At 70.3% G+C, this 19,063-nt stretch carries 14 protein-coding genes; 9 read left to right on the top strand and 5 right to left on the bottom strand.

The genetic code is table 11. The annotated features are described in order from the left end of the window. Positions 1 to 34: 34 nt before the first annotated feature. Positions 35 to 1,060 carry a DegT/DnrJ/EryC1/StrS aminotransferase family protein gene (locus tag DI005_RS16545; RefSeq protein ID WP_113642723.1) on the bottom strand — a complete coding sequence of 342 codons (1,026 nt, stop codon included), beginning with the start codon at positions 1,058 to 1,060 and terminating at the stop codon, positions 35 to 37. 154 nt (positions 1,061 to 1,214) lie between these two features. On the opposite strand from DI005_RS16545, the gene DI005_RS16540 reads away from it, so the two are divergent. Continuing rightward, complete coding sequence (locus DI005_RS16540) at positions 1,215 to 2,615, top strand: AMP-binding protein (protein WP_228713588.1); 1,401 nt, start codon at positions 1,215 to 1,217, stop codon at positions 2,613 to 2,615. A 77-nt stretch (positions 2,616 to 2,692) separates the two neighbouring features. Next, on the top strand, positions 2,693 to 4,372 hold the full coding sequence (locus tag DI005_RS16535; protein WP_113642722.1) for a hypothetical protein: 1,680 nt from the start codon (positions 2,693 to 2,695) through the stop codon (positions 4,370 to 4,372). On the opposite strand, the gene DI005_RS16530 is transcribed toward DI005_RS16535, so the two are convergent. Further along, the gene (locus DI005_RS16530) at positions 4,369 to 5,184 is read right to left on the bottom strand and encodes an HAD family hydrolase (RefSeq protein ID WP_112266124.1); all 816 of its coding nucleotides are present in this window, start codon (positions 5,182 to 5,184) and stop codon (positions 4,369 to 4,371) included. The two genes, DI005_RS16535 and DI005_RS16530, sit on opposite strands and share 4 nt — an antisense overlap. 67 nt (positions 5,185 to 5,251) lie before the next feature. Here DI005_RS16530 and DI005_RS16525 point away from each other — a divergent pair, with 67 nt between their 5' ends. The 4 genes from DI005_RS16525 to DI005_RS16510 all read left to right on the top strand — a co-directional run bounded on the left by DI005_RS16525 (position 5,252) and on the right by DI005_RS16510 (position 9,044). After that, complete coding sequence (locus DI005_RS16525) at positions 5,252 to 6,133, top strand: LLM class flavin-dependent oxidoreductase (RefSeq protein ID WP_112266126.1); 882 nt, start codon at positions 5,252 to 5,254, stop codon at positions 6,131 to 6,133. A 205-nt stretch (positions 6,134 to 6,338) separates the two neighbouring features. Next, positions 6,339 to 7,562: a UDP-galactopyranose mutase gene (glf, locus tag DI005_RS16520; protein ID WP_199542859.1), complete on the top strand. Its 1,224-nt coding sequence runs from the start codon at positions 6,339 to 6,341 to the stop codon at positions 7,560 to 7,562. After that, on the top strand, positions 7,555 to 8,115 hold the full coding sequence (locus DI005_RS16515) for a phosphatase PAP2 family protein (RefSeq protein ID WP_112266130.1): 561 nt from the start codon (positions 7,555 to 7,557) through the stop codon (positions 8,113 to 8,115). The genes glf and DI005_RS16515 overlap by 8 nt, the downstream gene beginning before the upstream one ends. Further along, positions 8,112 to 9,044, top strand: a complete 933-nt coding sequence (locus DI005_RS16510; protein WP_112266132.1) for a decaprenyl-phosphate phosphoribosyltransferase — start codon at positions 8,112 to 8,114, stop codon at positions 9,042 to 9,044. Before DI005_RS16515 ends, DI005_RS16510 begins: the two co-directional genes overlap by 4 nt. 60 nt (positions 9,045 to 9,104) lie before the next feature. Here DI005_RS16510 and DI005_RS16505 read toward each other — a convergent pair whose 3' ends face one another. Next, on the bottom strand, positions 9,105 to 11,972 hold the full coding sequence (locus DI005_RS16505; protein WP_112266134.1) for an arabinosyltransferase domain-containing protein: 2,868 nt from the start codon (positions 11,970 to 11,972) through the stop codon (positions 9,105 to 9,107). 123 nt (positions 11,973 to 12,095) lie between these two features. Here DI005_RS16505 and DI005_RS16500 point away from each other — a divergent pair, with 123 nt between their 5' ends. Then, entirely contained in the window at positions 12,096 to 14,261 is a 2,166-nt protein-coding gene (locus DI005_RS16500; protein ID WP_112266136.1) for a hypothetical protein, read from the top strand. Positions 14,262 to 14,346: 85 nt separating this feature from the next. Here DI005_RS16500 and DI005_RS16495 read toward each other — a convergent pair whose 3' ends face one another. Further along, positions 14,347 to 15,102 carry a decaprenylphospho-beta-D-erythro-pentofuranosid-2-ulose 2-reductase gene (locus tag DI005_RS16495; protein WP_112266138.1) on the bottom strand — a complete coding sequence of 252 codons (756 nt, stop codon included), beginning with the start codon at positions 15,100 to 15,102 and terminating at the stop codon, positions 14,347 to 14,349. Continuing rightward, positions 15,099 to 16,481: an FAD-binding oxidoreductase gene (locus tag DI005_RS16490; RefSeq protein ID WP_199542856.1), complete on the bottom strand. Its 1,383-nt coding sequence runs from the start codon at positions 16,479 to 16,481 to the stop codon at positions 15,099 to 15,101. The genes DI005_RS16495 and DI005_RS16490 overlap by 4 nt, the downstream gene beginning before the upstream one ends. A gap of 70 nt (positions 16,482 to 16,551) precedes the next feature. Here DI005_RS16490 and DI005_RS16485 point away from each other — a divergent pair, with 70 nt between their 5' ends. Next, entirely contained in the window at positions 16,552 to 16,998 is a 447-nt protein-coding gene (locus DI005_RS16485) for a GtrA family protein (RefSeq protein ID WP_112266142.1), read from the top strand. Positions 16,999 to 17,082: 84 nt separating this feature from the next. Next, positions 17,083 to 19,023 (top strand): glycosyltransferase, encoded by a 1,941-nt coding sequence (locus DI005_RS16480; RefSeq protein ID WP_113642721.1) that lies wholly within the window; start codon positions 17,083 to 17,085, stop codon positions 19,021 to 19,023. Positions 19,024 to 19,063: the final 40 nt, after the last annotated feature.

Here is a 19,063-nt window from a genome sequence, read left to right as displayed (position 1 = left end):
CTCAGCAGGCAACGGGATCGGGAAACGCGGCCAATCACGCGCCGAGTTCGTCCCTGACGACCTCGATGATCGTGTCCAGGTCGGTGTCGGTCAGCTCGGCGTGCACCGGCAGGGCCAGCGCCTCCTCGGTGACCTGCGACGCGACGCGGAAGTCGCGGGCGGAGACGGCGGGCACGAGCGGGTGTCCCGCGTAGCGGTCGTGGTCGAAGACGAGGCGGGGGTGGCAGACGGCGTTGGCCACGCCGCGCCCGGTGAGCGCCTCGGCCAGCTCGTCGCGCGAGAGCATCGCGTGCGGCCCGATCAGCACGGTGTAGCGCTGCCAGGTGTGTTCCCTGCCGGGCAGCCGCTTGGGCACGTCGAGGCCGGGGGTGCCGCGCAGGCCGTCGGTGAGCCGCTCCGCGTTGCGCTGCCGGGCCTCGGTGAGCGTCGCGTGCCGCACCAGCCTGCCGAGACACACCGCCGCGGACAGCTCCGAGAGCGTCGCGTGCCGCGCCTCGTTCCGAACGCGCCCGGCCAGCTCGGCGTCGTCGGTGGTCACCACGCCGCACTCGGTGGCCGAGAAGCAGGCGAGCCCCGACGAGCCGGCCGGGCTGCCGGTGGCCTGCCCGGCGTCCTCCATCAGCCGCAGCCCGGCCTCCGCCGCCAGTGCCGCGTGCTTGCCGAGGTCGGCGGGCTGGCCGAAGAGGTGCGCGGGCAACAGCACCCGCGTCCGCCGGGTGATCCGGGAACCTGCCTCGTCGGGGTCGAGCGCGAAGTCGTCGCGGGCGATGTCCGCGAAGCGCGCGGAGGCCCCGGCCTCGATGATCCCGTCGAGCGTCGCCACGGAGGTCAACGGTGACGTCAGCACCTCGTCGCCGGGCCGGAGATCGAGTGCCCGCAGGGTCGCGACCAGCGCCGCGAAGCCGCTCTGCACGGCGACGGCGTGCCGGGTGCCCGTCGCCGCGGCGAAGTCCCGCTCGAACCGCTCCACCATCGGACCCCGGGAAATCCGACCCGATCGGAGTACCTCTGCCACGAACGGCTCGGCCTCACGGAGGTCGATCACGGAGAGCGGGATCATGCGGTGCTTCTTCTTTCTCCGGTGCGGGGACGGGTAAGGTGATCGCCCGGCCATGAAAGCAGCAACTCGGTCATGGGCCAACGGAAGAGTTGCCGTGACAAACCGGATTCACCCGACCGCGCTCCCCCGACACGGCGCGGCGCACGGAGGTGTTGTGACCAGCCTGCTGGGCGCTGGCGCCCGACTCGTCGATGTCGCCGGCGACCGTTCCCTGACCGGTGCCGAGCTCCTCGCCGAGGTCGCTCGCGTCGGCGAGGAGATCGCAGCGCTGCCGGAGGGAGCGGTGTTCTCGCGCACGGCGGTCGACCTCGACAGCGTGCTGCGCTACCTCGGCGCCTTCGAGTCGGGACGGGCGGTCGCGCTGCTCGACCCCGTGCTCGACGGCGCGGCGCTCGGCCGGTACGTCTCCCGCTTCCGCCCGGCCGCGGTGCTCTCGGCTCCCGACGATCCGCCACCGCGCGGCTACACCGCCCGCGACGGGCACTGGGTGCGCGACGCTCGCGACGGTGTCGTCCCGCACCCCGACCTGGCCGTGCTGCTGTCCACCAGCGGCACCACCGGGGAGCCGAAGTTCGTGCGGCTGTCGAGGTCCGCGCTGCTCGCCAACGCCGAGGCGATCGCGGCCACGCTGGGCATCGAGTGCACCGACGTCGCGCCGACGAGCCTGCCGTTGCACTACAGCTTCGGCCTCTCCGTGTTGAACTCCCACCTGGTGCGCGGGGCGACGGTGGTGATCGAGCCGTCCGGCGTTTTCCGCAAGTCCTTCTGGGACGCCGTCTCCGAGCACAGGGTCACCTCGCTGGCCGGTGTGCCCTATCACTACGAGCGCCTGCGCCGGATGGACTTCGACCCGGCGCCGTACCCGAGCCTGCGCACCCTGACCCAGGCGGGCGGCAAGCTGCGCACCGAGCTGGTCACGCACTTCCACGACGCGGTTCGGGCCGTTGAGGGCAGGTTCTTCGTGATGTACGGGCAGACCGAGGCGAGCCCGCGCATGTCGACGGTGCCGCCCGAGCTGCTGGCCGAGAAGCTCGGCTCGGCAGGCCAGGCGCTGAACGGCGGCTCGTTCAGCATCCGTCGCGACGACGGCGAGGAGACCACCCACCCGAAGATCGTCGGCGAGGTCGTCTACCGGGGACCGAACGTGATGATGGGCTACGCGGGCACCGAGGCCGAGCTCGCGCACGGCGACGAGAACGGCGGCGTGCTGGCCACGGGCGACCTCGGCTACCTCGACGAGGACCGGTTCCTGTTCATCACCGGCAGGCTCAAGCGGATCGGCAAGGTCTTCGGCAACCGGGTCAACCTCGACGACCTCGAGCAGGCCGTGCGCGGGACGGGCGCCGGAATCGAGGTGGTCGCGGCGGTGGCCGCCGACGACAAGGTCGTGCTCTTCGCCGAGGGCGCCGCGAACGGAACGTGCCGGGACGTGTCGAGGGCGCTGGCCGATCTGATGCACCTGCACGCCAGCGGGTTCGACGTCCGCCCCATCGACCGGATGCCGGTGCTGGCGAGCGGCAAGATCGACTACGCGGTGCTGGAGACCGGCCTCTGACACCCCGGCGTGCCCGGCGGTGCGCACAGGGTTAGCTTTGCCCGAAGGGTCCAAAGGCTGGGGCTGGGGGTGCTCGGGTGGTCGCCGTCGCTGCAGGTCTCTGGCTCGCGCTCGGGATCTTCGTCGTCGCGGGCTGGAGCCGCGTCAACACCGACCGGGTGTGGCGCGCCGCCGCGCTCCTGCTCGCCCTCGCGTTCGCGCTCGCGCACCAGCTGCTGTTCGCCACGATCGCCGAGGACGCCTACCTGACCTTCCGCTACGCGCGCAACGTCGCCGACGGCTACGGCCCGGTGTTCAACCCCGGTGAGCGCGTCGAGGGCTACTCCAACTTCCTGTGGATGGTGCTGATCGCGCTGCCGAGGGCGATGTTCGGCGCCGACGTCGAACCGGCCGCGCCCGCGCTCGGCATCGCGTGCGCGCTCGGCTGTGTCCTCGCGGTGTACTTCCTGGTCAACCGCATCGTGCGCCTCGCGGAGGGCGAGGGGGGCGGCGGCCTGCCCGCGCTCGGTGTCGCCGCCGCCGTGGTGACCGCGGGCGCCAGCTCGCTCGCCGGCTACGGGCCCTCCGGGCTGGAGACGCCGCTGTTCCTGCTGCTCACCCTGTGCGTGGTGCACGCACTCGCGGCCGGTCGTCCCGTGGTCGCCGGTGTGCTCGTGGCACTGACGGTGATGACGCGGCCGGAGGGGCTGGTACTCGCCGTTCTCGCCGGGGCGTGGCTGCTGCTGGTCGCCCTGCGCAGCGGCACGACGAAGTGGGCGCCCGCCGGCTACGTGCTGGGCGCGCTCGTGCTGCTCGTGCCGTGGACCGCGTGGCGCGTCACCTACTACGGGCACCTGCTGCCCAACTCGCTCGTCGCGTCCTCCGGCGGTTCCGTCGGCTCGATGCTGCGGCGTGGCTGGGACTACCTCGCCGGGTTCGCGCTCGCCTACCAGGTCTTCCTGCTGCTGGCCGTCGCCGCGATCGCGTTCCTGCTGAGCCGCAGGAGCCTCCCGAGGGCGCGCTCGCTGGCGTGGCTGGTGCTGGCGGTCGCCGTGGCGTTCGCGGGCTATGCCGTCGCGGTCGGCGGGGACCGGCTGCCCTCGTGGCGCCTGCTCGCACCCGTGCCGCCGCTGCTGGCCGTGTTCGCGGCGGCCGCGTACGGCCTGTTCCTCGTCTCCCGCCCCTCCACCGTGCCGTCGCCGCAGCCGAGGGCCGAGCGGCTCGCCGGGCGGCGCACGGTTCCCGTCGTGGCCGTCGCGGTGTGCGGGCTCTCGCTCGTGGTCAGCACCACGCATCCGGGGATGGTGGCCGGCATGCACGACTGGCGTGCCTCGATCCGGCAGCTCGCCGAGACCGGCACCTGGCTCGGCGAGCGGCTTCCGCCGGGCACCGTCGTCAGCACCTACGCCAACGGCGCGCTGTCCTATCGCGCCGGACCCCAGCTCGTGGTGGTGGACGTGCTGGGGCTCACCGACGAGCACATCGCGCGCCAGGGCGAGCGCATACAGGCGGCGGGCATCGGCGGGCAGGTCGCCAGCGACTACGACTATGTGGTGAACGTCCGGATGCCCTCGGTGGCCGTCGACACCGCGGAGGGCTACACCGAGCGGCAGCACTGCGGCATCAACCCGGCCTACGCGGGGCTCTACGAGGTGGCGACCTTCCGCAGGGAAGGGCAGCGGAAGTGGGTCTCGCTCTACGTCCGCAGCGCGCAGGCCCCCGCGCTGATCCCCCTGCTCGACGCCGACCCGCGCTTCGACTACGTGAGGTGCGGCTAGAACCAGCGTTCGAGGACCTGCGCCACGCCGTCCTCGGAGTGCGGTGCGGTGACCTCGTCGGCGGCCTCCAGCACCACGGGGTGGGCGTTGGCCATCGCGACGCCGTGGCCCGCCCAGCGCAGCATCTCGATGTCGTTGGGCATGTCACCGAACGCGATGGTGCCGTCGGCGTCGGCGCGCAGCCGCTGCGCGACCTCCGCGAGCCCGGTGGCCTTGGTGATCCCGTGCGCGGCCAGCTCGATCAGCCCGCCGGCGGAGGAGAACGTGACGTCGACGGTGCCGTCGAGCACGGACCTGGCGGCCTCGGCCATCGCGTCCGAGGTCATCTTCGAGTGGCTGACCAGAAGTTTCACCGCCGCGTGCCCGAGCACCTCGGCCCTGGGCACCACCGTGCCCTCGCCGTCACCCCACGGGTTGTGGTACTCGGTCTCGATCACGAAGTTCTTCATGTCGCGGTCGATCGCGTGCGTGCCGATGCGCTCGGCGGCGAGCCGGCAGCCTGGGATCGCTCGGTCGAGGGCATCGGCGACGTCGTTCAGCAGCACCGGGTCGAGCAGCCCGTGCACGTCGAGCACCCGGTCGGAGCCGATGTCGTAGAGGATCGCGCCGTTCGCGCACACCGCGTAGCCGGTGAGCCCGGCCTGCTCGGCCACCTGCGGAATCCACCTCGGCGGGCGCCCGCTGACGAGCACGACCGGCACCCCGTCGTCGACCGCCCTGCCGACCACGTCGACCGTGCGGTCGCTGAGGTGGGTGGCGTTCGAGAGCAGGGTTCCGTCGACGTCGGAAGCGATCAACCGGGGTCTCTCCACACCTCCAGTTTCCCAGAGCGATGCCCATGCACCCGCGTGTCGTACCCCACCGCTAGCGTGTGCGGCCGTGCGCGTTGGCATTGTGATTCTTCCCGAGGACCGGTGGTGGGCCGCTGAGCCCAAGTGGCGGGCGGCCGAGGAGTACGGCTTCGACCACGCCTGGACCTACGACCATCTCGGCTGGAGAAACCTCGTGGACGGCCCCTGGTTCGGCGCCGTGCCCACACTCAGCGCCGCCGCAATGGTCACGTCCCGTATCCGGCTGGGCACGTTCGTGGCCTCGCCGAACTTCCGCCACCCTGTGCCGTTCATGCGTGAGCTGATCACCCTCGACGATCTCTCCGACGGCCGGTTCCTGCTCGGCATCGGCGCAGGCGGCCTCGGCTACGACACGGTGGTGCTGGGCGAGCAGGAGCTGACCGCCCGGCAGCGGGCCGACCGGTTCATCGAGTTCACCGAGGCGCTCGACGGGCTGCTGCGCACCGACAACTACGAACACGAGGGCCACTTCTACGCGGCGAAGGGCGCCCGCAACCTGCCCGGGCCGGTCCAGCGGCCCCGCCCGCCGTTCCTCGTCGCCGCGAACGGGCCCCGCACGATGGAGCTCGCCGCCCGGATCGGTGACGGCTGGGTAACCACCGGCAAGGGCGCCGACAACCAGGACGAGTGGTGGCGCGGCGTCGGCGAGCTCAAGGCCCGGTTCGAGGAGGCCCTTCAGCTGCACGGGCGCGACGGCTCCCAGGTCGACCGCTACCTGAGCCTCGACTCGGCTCCGGTGTTCTCGCTGTCGAGCAAGGACGCCTTCGCCGACGCGGCAGGCCGCGCGAAGGAACTGGGCTTCACCGACATCGTCATCCACTGGCCGCGCAGCGGCAGCCCGTACCAGGGCAGGGAGACCGTCCTGGAAGAGGTCGTCGACGAGCTGCTCCCCGGGTTGCAAGGGCGTTAGCCCGAACGGGTGAGTCTCGTTCGGCTGGGAACCGATCATGGACCGGCTACGTCGGTCCTGTCGCATGGCGCGGGATGGGCAACCCGGGGGTGCCGGGATGCGCAGGCCCTCGTGCGGCAGGCAGGCGCGGACTCGGGGCAGGTCCGCAAGGGCCGAAGGAGCCTCGCCGCACGAGGGCCACAGCGCGCCGGTAGCCTTTTCGCCCGTGAGCGCGCACACGAACCCCGCAGAGATCACCGAGGGCGAGTTCGCCGGATACGACCTGATCGTGGTCGGCTCCGGGTTCTTCGGCCTGACCGTCGCGGAACGGGCCGCCAGCCAGCTCGACAAGCGCGTCCTCGTGCTCGAGCGCAGGCACCACATCGGAGGCAACGCCTACTCCGAGCCCGAGCCCGAGACCGGCATCGAGGTGCACAGCTACGGCGCGCACCTGTTCCACACCTCCAACAAGCGCGTGTGGGACTACGTCAACCAGTTCACCGACTTCACCGGCTACCAGCACCGGGTGTTCGGCAAGTACCAGGGGCAGGTCTACCCCTTGCCGATGAACCTCGGGCTGATCAACCAGTTCTTCGGCAAGTCCCACTCGCCGGACGAGGCCCGCGCGCTCATCGCGCAGCAGGCCAGCGAGATCGAGACCAAGGACGCGCAGAACTTCGAGGAGAAGGCCATCTCGCTGATCGGCCGTCCCCTGTACGAGGCGTTCTTCCGCGGCTACACCGCGAAGCAGTGGCAGACCGACCCGAAGGAGTTGCCCGCGGGCAACATCACGCGGCTGCCGGTCCGCTACAACTTCAACAACCGGTACTTCAACGACACCTACGAGGGCCTTCCGGTCGACGGCTACACAGCGTGGCTGGAGCGCATGGCCGACCACCCGAAGATCGAAGTCCGCCTCAACGTCGACTACTTCGAGGTGCGGGACCACATTCCCGCGGGCACGCCGACCATCTACACCGGCCCGCTCGACCGCTACTTCGGCTACTCCGAGGGCCGCCTCGGCTGGCGGACGCTCGACTTCGAGCAGGAGGTCGTGCCGACCGGTGACTTCCAGGGCACCTCGGTGATGAACTACAACGACGAGGACGTGCCCTACACCCGGATCCACGAGTTCCGGCACTTCCACCCCGAGCGGGACTACCCGGCCGACAAGACCGTCATCGTGCGGGAGTACTCGCGGTTCGCGAACGACGACGACGAGCCGTACTACCCGATCAACACCTCCGAGGACCGCGAGAAGCTGGAGCGCTACCGCGAGCTCGCCGCCGCCGAGGCCAAGGAGCGCAACGTGCTGTTCGGCGGCAGGCTCGGCACGTACAAGTACCTCGACATGCACATGGCGATCGGTTCGGCGCTGTCGATGTTCGACAACAAGATCGCACCTCACCTGACCGACGGCGCACCACTGGACGGGGCGATCGATGCTTGAGAAGGATCCGGCGAAGGGCAAGCCGGTCGAGGTCCCGCCCGCGACGGGTGAGATCGCGGTGCTGGCGGGCGTGCAGAAGGCCATCGCCCGCCCTGCGACCGTGAAGGCCGCGCGCGGCCTCTCCCACTTCGGGGAGCACAGCGCGGGCTGGTTCGCGCTGGGCCTGCTCGGCGCCGCCGTGGACAAGCCGCGGCGCAAGGACTGGCTCGCCGCCTCGGCGGGCGTCGTCGGCGCACACGCCGCCTCGATCGCGGTCAAGCGGGTCGTTCGCAGGAAGCGTCCAGACCACCCGAGCGTCGAGATCGGGGTGGGGACGCCGAGCAAACTGAGCTTCCCCTCGTCGCACGCGACGTCCACGACGGCGGCGGCGGTGCTCTACTCCGGGTTGACGGGGCGTAACCTCGTGCCCGCACTCGTGCCACCGATGCTGGCCTCGCGGCTCGTGCTCGGTGTGCACTATCCGACCGATGTGCTCGCCGGCGCGGCCCTTGGTGGCGCTGTCGGTGGCATCCTGCGCCGCAAGCTGAACTCACGGAAGCGGAAACCACGATGAGTGAGACGACCGAGCGTGCCGAAGTGAGCACCGAAGCCCCCGCAGGCAAGAAGGGTCCCGTCGGGACCGTCTTCGGCGTGGTCAAGACCGCGCGCCCCCGGCAGTGGGTCAAGAACGTTCTCGTTCTGGCCGCGCCCTTCACGGCGGGGGAGATCGCCAACCTCAGCGTGCTGTTCGAGGCGCTGATCGCCTTCGTGGCGTTCTCGCTCGTGGCGTCCTCGGTCTACCTCATCAACGACGCGGTCGACGTCGAGGCCGACCGCGCCCACCCGACCAAGCGCAACCGGCCCATCGCGGCCGGGATCGTGCCGATTCCGGTGGCCTACGTCTCCGCGGTCGGGTTCTTCGCGGCGGGCTGCGGAATCAGTCTCATCGCCGACTGGCGGCTGCTGATCGTGCTGGTGATCTACGAGGCCATCCAGCTCGGCTACTGCTTCGGCCTGAAGCACCAGCCGGTGGTGGACCTGGCGATCGTCGGCTCCGGCTTCCTGATGCGCCTCATCGCGGGCGGTGTCGCCACCGGCATTTCGCTGTCGCAGTGGTTCCTGCTGGTCACGGCGTTCGGCTCGCTGTTCATGGTCGCGGGCAAGCGGTACGCCGAGATCATGCTGTTCGAGCGCACGGGCGCGAAGATCCGCTCGTCGCTGAAGAAGTACTCGGCGAGCTACCTGCGTTTCGTGTGGGCGACGTCCGCGGCGATCCTGATCATGTCGTACTCGCTGTGGGCGTTCGAGCAGGAGCAGCGCATGGACGGCTCGGTGTGGAGCGTCATCTCCATGGTGCCGTTCGTGATCGCCGTGCTGCGCTACGCGGTGGACGTCGACGGCGGCAACGCGGGGGAGCCGGAGGAGATCGCCCTGCGCGACCGCGTCCTCCAGGTCCTCGGCGCCTCCTGGGTCGTCACCCTGGTCTTCTCGTACTACCTCTGAGCTACTCGCCAACCGCAGTGAAGGCCACCATGCCTGCGTTCAACGCAGTGATGGTGGCCTTCACTGCGTCTGGGTGACCCCGCGCATCGGCAACGCGTAGTCCAGGCGGAAGATGCTCACCGGTTCGAAGAGTTTGTCGCCGCTCAGGTAGGTCGGCAGCGGGGTCTGCCTCGCCAGCTGCAGCAGCGGCGCGTGCGGCCCGCCCGCGCCGGCCGACAGTGACACCCCGGAGAGCCAGCGGATGCTCGGCCCCGACGCGAACCGGTACCGCACCGGTTCGGAGAGCCCGTCCGCCACCGACGACGGCACGCGGCACGGCAGCACGAAGGCGTCCACCCAGTCCAGGATCACCGGCTCCGACACGGGAACCACCTCGGCCACTGGCACCACCTTCGGCAGCCTCGGCGCACCGACCGCGATCCAGCCCTCGCCGTCGGCTCGGTCGGTCGCGACCACCCGCACCTGCGCGGCGTCGCCGGGTTCGAGCCGCGCGTCCCGCCAGCCGCCGTTCTTGTCGAGGCCGAGGCCGTGTTCGCGCAGCACGGTGCCGTTCTCGTCGGCGAACTCGACCTTCGCCGACACCGCGCCCTGGCCGCCGATCGGCACCACCAGCGGCGGCATGTCCGCCGCGCCGGCGCCGTCCGGCAGCCGGTACCAGTCCGTCGTGACGCTTCCGGCCGCCCCGCCGCTGCCCCACACGGGCGCCTCGGCGGTGCCGTACGGCGCCACGGGCGCCACGTGGGCGGGGAAGCCCCCGTTCACGACGAAGCCGTCGGTCCGCGCGGGAGCCCCGCCGCTCGGCAGCAGGCCGGCCCTGAGGTCGGGCTCCACCCGCAGCCAGTCCTCGACCCCGCAGCTGCCGCCGGACAACGACGCGAGGTTCGACCGGCCGATCGTGTAGGTGTCCCAGCGCGGCACCATCGCGTACGCCATCGTCGCCACCTCGACGACGACCGTGCCCATCGCCACGACCACCACGAGCCAGCCGGGCTGGCGCAGCCACCGCCATGCGCCGAACATGCCGGCCACCGCGAGCACGAGCCCGAGTACCAGCACCGCGTCGGCCGCGTCGATGTTGCGAAAACCTGGCTCGACCATCGCCCACTTGACGTTGAGGCTCGACACGTACCACCAGCGCGACGGCGCGGACAGTGCCAGCACCACCGCACCCGTGAGCACCGCCATGACCAGCGACTTCTCCCACGAACGCCGCAGCGCACCACGCGTGATGGTGTAGACGGTCACCGCGATCACGAGCGTGCCCAGCCCAGCCAGCGCGCCGAAGTGGTGCGTCCACTTCGTCGGCGTGAACGCCAGTGCCACCAGGTACAGCGCGCTGCCTGCGAGCAGCCGCCGGGTGGGGGCCGCCGCGAGGCCGGGGACACGCCGGAACGCCAGCAGCACCGCGAGCAGCAGCATCGAGGCGAGCATCAGCAGCATCGGCATCCGGCGGTTGAGCGCGCCCTCCACCTGCGTGCTGTCGAACAGCGTCTCGTAGCGCGTGAGCTCGTCGGTGACGCCGTAGCTCGGTCCGATCTCCGTGCGCACCTCGGTGGCGTGCAGCACGGCCGAGAGCGACTGGTCGTAGAACATCAGCAGCAGCGCGCTCGCGCCCGTGCCAAGCAGCACGGTGACCACCAGCCCCCAGTGCCCGCGCACGAGCCGCACGATCACGGGCAGGGCCGCCAGGAACGGCATGAACGCCGCCACCCCGGTGGGAGTCACGGCCACGGTCGCGCCCGCGACGATGACGCCCAGCGCGAGCGGCGTGAACGCACGTGTCGCGATCGCCCGCTCCACCAGTGCGAACACCACCAGCGAGCCCAGCACGATCCACGGCTCGGGCCGCACGCCGACGTTGTAGGGCAGGTACCAGAGGAGGAAGAGCGCGGCGCTCGCCCAGCGCAGCAGCCGCGCAGGGCCGCGCCGGCTCCGGGCAGCAGGAAGAGGATTCGTCGGACCCGCCCTGAGCCCGGAGGTGAACCGGCGCAGCAGCACCCGGTCGATCAGCAGCCACGAGGCGAAGCCGAGCAGCACCGAGGGCAGCCGCAGGAACCACCCGCTCGCGGTGAGCTCGGCCAGCGGCCGGTACAGCTCGTAGAACCAGCCGAACGGCGCCTCCGGCGCGTTGAACCAGCGGAAGTAGTTGCCGACGTAGCCCGTGTCGGCCTCGGCCTTGAGCATCGTGACGATGTAGCCGTCGTCGACGGTCAGCGCGCCGATGAACGCCCAGACCAGCAGCGTGGCCGCGACGGCTCCGTCCGCGAGCGTCGGCCGCCACCAGCGCCTCGGCAGCACCCGTACCCGGCGTGTCCTTGGTGCCTCCCAGCGGTGGAGCAGCACGAGCATCGCCACGAGGCTCGCGACCGAGAGCGCCCCGGCGATGATCTTCCACGCGCTCGCGTCCGTCTGGTACCGCGTGTCGGGCAACACGGTGGCCCGCAGGTCCGTCCGGCCGCTCAGGTCCGTGAACAGCCCGTTCACCGCCGCGGTCTGCTGGCTACGGCCCACCTCGGTGCCGTCCACCACCACGCGCGTGCCGTCCGCGCCGGAGTGCAGTGCCCACTCGCAGTCGGCGCCCCGCGACTGTCGCGCCAATTCCTCGTCACCGAGGCTCACCACGACGGAGCCGCCCTCCGCCCGCACCGCCAACCCGGCCGGACTGGGCCGCTCGCCCGCCACGCCGTCGGGCGGCGTCGTGGAAAGCACCAGCCCATCACCGAGCGCGACCGTGTCGGCGCAGGTGAACGTCACGTCGAGCCGCTCCGGCTCGTACGGGAAGAGCGGCAGCGCGGTGCTCTCGGTCTCCTGCGCCGACGGCCATTCGTAGGTCGTCACGTCCTGGTTGACCGGTGCCAGCACGAAGAGCACAGCGGTCAGCGCTGAGAGGAGTCCGAGGCCGGCGATCGTCCAGCGGTGAGAGGACACCGTTGAACCCTAGGGAAGACGACCTTGCTCACGCGCACCCACCTGGGCTGCGGGTCAACCCAGTCGCGGCCACGCGCGATCTGGTCGGTAGCTTACGAACACATGCCCGACAGGCGGGGAGAGATGACCACGACAGCCGACACGGACAGACAGAGCGACACCCCCGGCGACGAGGCCGAGTCCGCCCCGGAGTCGCCGAGGACGGCCGAGCCCGGAAGGCGCATCCGCGCCCTGCTGGCCCGGCGGGACCGTCTTGCCTGGCTGATCGGCGGCCTCTCGCTCGTGCTGGGCGGCGTGTTCGTGGTCGTGGACATGGCCTACAACCAGGGCAACCTCGTCGCCCCGCTCGACGACGTCTACATCCACCTGCAGTACGGCAAGCAGCTCGGCGAGGGGCACCCGTTCCAGTACAACACCGGTGACCCCATCAGCACGGGAGCGAGCAGTCTGCTCTACGCGTTCGTGCTGGGCACCGCCTACTTCCTCGGCTTCAAGGGCGCCCTTTTCCTCACGTTCGCCGTGCTGTTCGGCGTCGTCTGCATGGCCATCACGGCCGGTCTCGTCTACCACCTCGGCCGCGCGCTCGTGAGCCGCGCCGTCGGCGCGTGGGCCGGCGTGCTCGTCGCGGTGAGCGGACCGCTGCTGTGGGGTGCGGCGAGCGGCATGGAGGTCGGGCTGACGTCCCTGCTGGTCACGGGCTCGGTGCTGACGTTCGTCAAGGAGCGGCCCGCGGTGCGCTTCCGGTGGACGCCGCTCATCGCCGCTGCGATGGCGCTGGTCCGGCCGGAGGGCATGATCTTCGCGATCATGCTCTGCGGCGCGATGCTGTGGACGCTCTGGGGCGTCCGGCGCGAGCGGAAGGTCGTCCTGTCCGCGCTGTGGGCCCTGCTGCCGCTGGCCGCCACCGCGGCGCAGTACCTCTTCTACCGGCTCGCCACCGGCACGTTCACCGCCAACGGCGTGCAGTCGAAGTCGCACCTCAACGACCGCCCGGTGTTCTACCTGGGCCAGTTCATCGACCGCACGGTGGCCAACATCCGAGGCGCCGTCGACTACTTCAACGGCATGAACGGCCAGGACTTCGCGTTCCCCGGCATGCTCGTCGTGTTCCTCGTGGGCCTGGCGTACCTGCTGGTCACGCGCAAGCGGTGGCGTCCGCTGCTCCTCGCGGTGGGGCTGGGCTTCGGCGCCGTCGTGCTGTCGGTGTCGACGCTGTCCACCGCGCTGATCCACGAGCTGCGCTACTTCCACCCGTTCATGCCGCTGTACATCCTGTTCACCGTCTGCGGCGTGTACGCGCTGACGCGCGTGGCGTTCGCGGAGCGGGCGCGCCGGATCGGGATGCACGTGCTGCTCGTCGTGGTGCTGCTGTTCTCACTGGTCGCGCTGCCGACGTGGGGCGTGCGGCTCGGGCGCGAGGCGGCAACCATCCGCGACACCGACGTCTCGCTGGGAGCCTGGATCGACGGCAACCTGCCGAGGGACGCGATCGTCGCCGTGAAGGACGTCGGGGCCGTCGCCTACTTCGGCAACCGCAAGGTGATCGACACGATCGGTCTCGCCACCAACGGCCTCGCCGAGGCCAGCAACAACGGCACGGGCTCGCTGTACGAGGCGCTGCGCAAGCTGCCGCCAGGTGAGCGCCCCGACTACTTCGCCATCTACGAGCCGCAGCCGGGCGCGCCAATGCGCCCCCTGGTCGACGCGGGCATCCTCGGCCCGGAGCCGCTGCAGACGCTGCCGGTGCGCGCGCCTGCCGACCTCACCGGGTTCCGGATCGTGCCGTTCGAGGACCTCAAGGTCTACGAGGCGCACTGGCAACTCGCGGGCAGCGGCGAGGCGTGCCCCGTGCCGGGGGACGTTCGCGACTACCTCAACGCGGGAGACCTCGAGAGCGAGGAGTCGCACGACTACGAGGCCCGCATGGAGCAGCCGAGCCTGCAGCCCAACAGCCTCCTGCGCAGGCAGGACGACGTGATCGACAGCGGCCGCGTGATCGTGGGCGGCGAGGCGTTCACGGCGCACAACCTCCAGCCGGGCAAGCCGCTGAAGATCGCCGGGCGGATTCTGGCGCCGGGCGAGGAGAGGTCGGTGCGCGTGCTCGTCGACGGCCGGGAGGTCGGCGTCTGGCAGCTCGGGCCGAAGCGGGACAGGTGGACGAACGAGTCGTTCACCGTGCCCGGGGACGCGATCACGTCGTCGACGGTCTCGGTGGAGCTCGCACCGGTTCGACCGATGCTGAGCCCCTATCCCGAGTACACCTCCTTCGGCTACTGGTTCATCCAGTAGCCGAAGCTGCAGTGAAGGCCACCATGCCTGCGTTCAACGCAGTGAAGGTGGCCTTCACTGCAGCAGGGCAGCGCGGCTCGTCGGGTCAGATCGGCAACTTGCGGAAGATCGGCCTCGGCACGTGCCGCAGCGCCGACATCACCCAGCGGAAGGTGCCGGGCGCCCACACGAGGTCCTTCCCCGCCCGCGAGGCGTTCACGGCGATCTCGGCCACCTGCTCGGCTGTCTGCTCCAGCGGGGCCTTGCCCATGCCCTCGGTCATCTTCGTGCGCACCTGGCCGGGGCGAACCACGGTCACCGTGACGCCGGAGGGCTTCAGGGCCTCCCCGAGGCCGAGGAAGAAGCCGTCGAAGCCGGCCTTCGTGGAGCCGTACAGGAAGTTCGAGCGCCGTACGCGCTCACCGGCGACGGACGACAGTGCGATCACCTTGCCGTGCGCCTGCTTCTTGAGCTTGTCCGCGAGCGCGACGCCCACGGAGACGGCCGCGGTGTAGTTCACGGTCGCCAGCTCGACAGCCTTGGCGTGGTCCTGCCAGACCTCCTCCGCGTCGCCGAGCAGGCCGAAGGCCACCACGGTCACGTCGATGTCGCCGCCCTCGAACGCCTTGTCCAGCATGGCCGGGTGCGAGGCGGTGTCCTTGGCGTCGAAGTCCACAGTGGAGACATCGGCGCCTTTGGCCTCGAGCCGCTTGGCGGCGGCGTCGAGCCGCGCGGAGGGCCGTGCCGCCAGCACGATCCTCAGTGGACGCTTCGCGAGGTACTGCTCGGCGATCGCCAGAGCGATGTCCGAGGTGCCGCCGAGCAGTAGCAGCGACTGGGGGTTGCCCACCGCGTCGATCACAGTTCCAGCCTCCTGGCCATGTCCGAGATGAATACGCCGTCGGGGTCGACGGAGTGGCGGACCTTGCGCCACTCGTCGAGGCGGGGGTACATGCGGTGGAAGGTCTCCGCAGTCGTGCGGGAGTCCTTCGCCGTGTAGAGCCGCCCGCCCGCGGCCAGCACGTCCTCGTCGAGTTCAAGGCAGAACCGGCTGAGCCCGTCCTTGATCGGGAAGTCGACGCTGAGCATCCAGCCGGGCGAGGGCCATGACAGCGGGGCCGGGTTCGCCTCGCCCATCCGCTTGAACACGTTGAGGAACGAGTAGTGCCCCGAGTTCGCGATCTTGCGGCACATGCGCTTGAGGTCGTCCTCGCGCCCGAACGGCACGGAGAACTGGTACTGCAGGAAACCCGCCGGTCCGTAGGCCCTGTTCCACTCGCTCAGCATGTCGAGCGGGTGGTAGAACTGCGTCAGGTTCTGGATCTTGCCGCGGGCGCCCTTCTTCGGCACCGTGCGCTGCCACAAGTTGTTGATGAGTCCGAAGGTGACCTTGTTGCCGAGCCCGTTGGGGAACACGTCCGGCAGCGTCATCAGCACGGGCGCGTCGAACTTGAGCGGGTCGGCCTTCAGCTTCTCCGGCAGCTGGTCGACCTTGGCCAGCGAGCCACGGGAGAACGTGGCGCGGCCGAGGCGGTCGTCCTTGGAGATCAGGTCGGGCACCGACATCGAGTAGTCGTAGTTGAGGTCGGAGCCGTTGGTGAACAGCTCCAGCGTCTCGTCGAGGTTCGAGGTGCGGTCGGCGTCGACGACGAAGTACGCCGTCTCGGTGCGCTTCATCCGCACCTTCGCCCGCACGATGATGCCGGTCAGCCCGATGCCGCCGACCGTCGCCCAGAACAGCTCCGACTCCGGGCCCTCGGGGGTGATCGTGCGCACCCTGCCGTCGGCGGTCAGCAGGTCCATCGACAGCACGTGGTTGCCGAAGCTGCCCGCGCTGTGGTGGTTCTTGCCGTGGATGTCGTTGGCGATGGCGCCGCCGATGGTGACCTGGCGCGTGCCCGGCAGCACCGGCACCCACAGCCCGTGGGGGATGGCCGCGCGCATGAGCGCGTCCAGGCTCACGCCGCCGTCGACGTCCACCGTCGCGCTGTCCGGGTCGATCGAGTGGATGCGGTTGAGCGCGGTCATGTCGACGACCAGCCCGCCCGCGTTCTGCGCGGGGTCGCCGTAGGACCGCCCGAGGCCGCGGGCGATGACGCCGCGCTCACCTGCCTGCGTGACCGCACGCGCGATCGTCTCGACGTCGGGCGTGCTCAGCACGTTCGCGATCGTCGGGGCTGTGCGGCCCCACCCGGCGAGTGCCTGGCGTTCGGTGTGGGGTTCTGGAGTCGCTGCGCTCACCCGGCCCAGGGTAGCGATGCCCGTGTGCGAGACTCGGACCGGACAGATTCCCGGCCGATGAGGTAGAGCAGTGGTGGCGACCGACTCCCAGGCCAGTGAGGCCGCGAGCAGGCCAGCGTCTCCCGGTCTGCTGGCACAACTCGTTCGATTCGCGCTCATCGGTGGTTTCTGCGCGCTGGTCGACTCCGGTATCTACTGGTTGCTGCTCCAGGCGGGCACGTGGGTGCACCTGGCGAAGGCGATCAGTTTCATCGCCGGAACCACGACGGCGTATTTCCTTAACCGCCGCTTTACTTTCACTGCCGCCCAAAAGGGTGGAGCCGGGCAAATCAGCGGCTTCATGCTGCTCTACACGGTGACGTTCTTCGTCAACGTCGGCACCAACGCGCTGGCACTGGAACTGCTGCCGGAACTCACGTGGCGCGTCGCGCTCGCGTGGATCATCGCGCAGGGCACGGCGACCACGATCAATTTCGTGATGCTGAAGTGGGTCGTGTTCCGCGAACCCCGTGCGTGATGGCCTTGTGCGTTGTCCTCAGGGTTGGCCTGTACCTTACTGGCAGCCCCCCGCGAAATGTTTTCCTTGGAGGACTGAGGTCTGATGCCCGGTAAAGCCGCTCCGGCAACCGCACAACAGCCGGCCACGAACGGCAAAGCCCCGGCGAACGAGGAGCAGGCGTTGTTCTCCGAGCACACCCCGCAGGGCAGGCTGCTCGCCCAGCGCGGCCTCTTCGCCGGGCCGTCCGATGTGGTGAGCAAGGACCTCTACTCCGACATCACGGAGGGCGTCGCGTCCCGCAAGCGCGATAGCGTCACGCTCGAGCCCTCGGCCCGCGTCTCCGGCAACACCTACTTCGGACGTTTCCCGGCGAGCTACTGGCAGCGCTGGACCAACGTCCCCACCGTCACCGTCGAGGCCACCGTCACCGGCTCCGGCCACCTGGCCGTGCGGGCCTCCGACGTCGCGGGCGAGCCCCGCACGATCACGGCCACGTCGGTGGAGAACGCCAAGCAGCCCCGGACGGTCGCGCTCGAGGCCAAGCTGGACAAGTTCTACGACGGCGGAGCGCTGTGGCTCGACCTGGAGACCGAGGCCGGTGAGCGGCTGACCGTCTCCGACGTCCGCTGGACCGTCGAGCCGCCGGAGAAGGTGCGTCCGACCGCCGTGACCATCTGCACGATGAACCGCGCCGACGACTGCCTGAAGAACCTCAAGGCGCTTGCCGACTCGCTGCCCGCGCTCGACACGCTCGACGCCATCTACGTCGCCGACCAGGGCACCGACACCGTCGACTCCCGCGACGGCTTCGCCGAGGTCGCCGAGCGGCTCGGCGCCAAGCTTCGATACATCAAGCAGCCGAACCTCGGCGGCGCGGGCGGCTTCACGCGAGGGCTGTACGAGGTCGCCGGGCACACCGAGACCGAGCACGCCAACGTGCTGTTCATGGACGACGACGTGCTGCTCGAGCCCGACCTGGTGATCCGGTTGACGGCGTTCTCGAACCGCGCAGCGAACCCGATGATCGTCGGCGGGCAGATGCTGAACCAGCTGCACCCGAACCAGCTGCACGTCGGCGCCGAGTACGCGCGGCTCAACACGCTCGAGCCCGGCCAGCCCGTCGAGCACAGCCTCAGCACCGCCGACCTGCTGGGCGTCGACGAGGAGTCCGGCAAGCCCAACCGGCAGGAGCGCCGCCTCGACGCCGGCTACAACGGCTGGTGGTCGTGCCTCATCCCGTACGAGGTCGTCAAGGAGATCGGCTACCCGATGCCGTTCTTCTTCCAGTGGGACGACGCGGAGTACAGCTACCGGGCGAGGGCGCACGGCTTCCCGACGGTCACCCTGCCCGGCGCGGGCGTTTGGCACGCCGACTTCCACTGGAAGGACTGGGACGAGTGGCACCGCTACTTCAACCTGCGTAACTCGATCATCACGGCGGCGCTGCACAGCCCGTTCGACCTCAACGTGCTTTCCCGCGTGCTCATGGCGCAGCTCGTGCGCTACCTGCTCGGCATGCAGTACGGGCTCTCGGCGACCCTGATCAAGGCGGTCGAGGACTTCCTCGAGGGGCCGGACATCCTGCACGACGGCGGGGTCGCCGCGATGAAGGAGATCCGGGAGATCCGGGCGCAGTACCCGGAGACCAAGCGGTACCCGGCCACCGACGTGCCGGGCATCGCCTCCAACGACATCGGCATCATCAACACCGCGCCGAGGCCCAGCATGCAGCGGCTGGTGCTGCTCAAGCGCATCCTCAACCGCGTGCTCGGCAAGCACCGGTTCGCGCTCGGCGCCATCCCGAGCGACGAGGCCCACTGGTGGCACGTGTCGCTGTTCGAGACGGCCGTGGTCACCGACGCGTCGCAGGAGGGCGTGCGGGTCCGGCGCTACGACCGTGACCGCATGTTCGACCTGGCCAAGCGCGGCGTGCGCACCATCCAGCGGCTCCGCAAGGAGGGCCGCGCGGTGCAGGCGCAGTACAAGCGCGCGCTGCCCGAGCTGACCAGCCGCGACAACTGGACGCGGCTCTACCGGCTGTGATCGTCGGGGTGGTGAGTGCCGGGGGGCACTCACCACCCCG

It is taken from the genome of Prauserella sp. PE36 (assembly GCF_003311655.1).
Lineage (GTDB): Bacteria > Actinomycetota > Actinomycetes > Mycobacteriales > Pseudonocardiaceae > Prauserella_A > Prauserella_A endophytica.
This window is presented reverse-complemented; position numbering and strand designations above follow the sequence as displayed.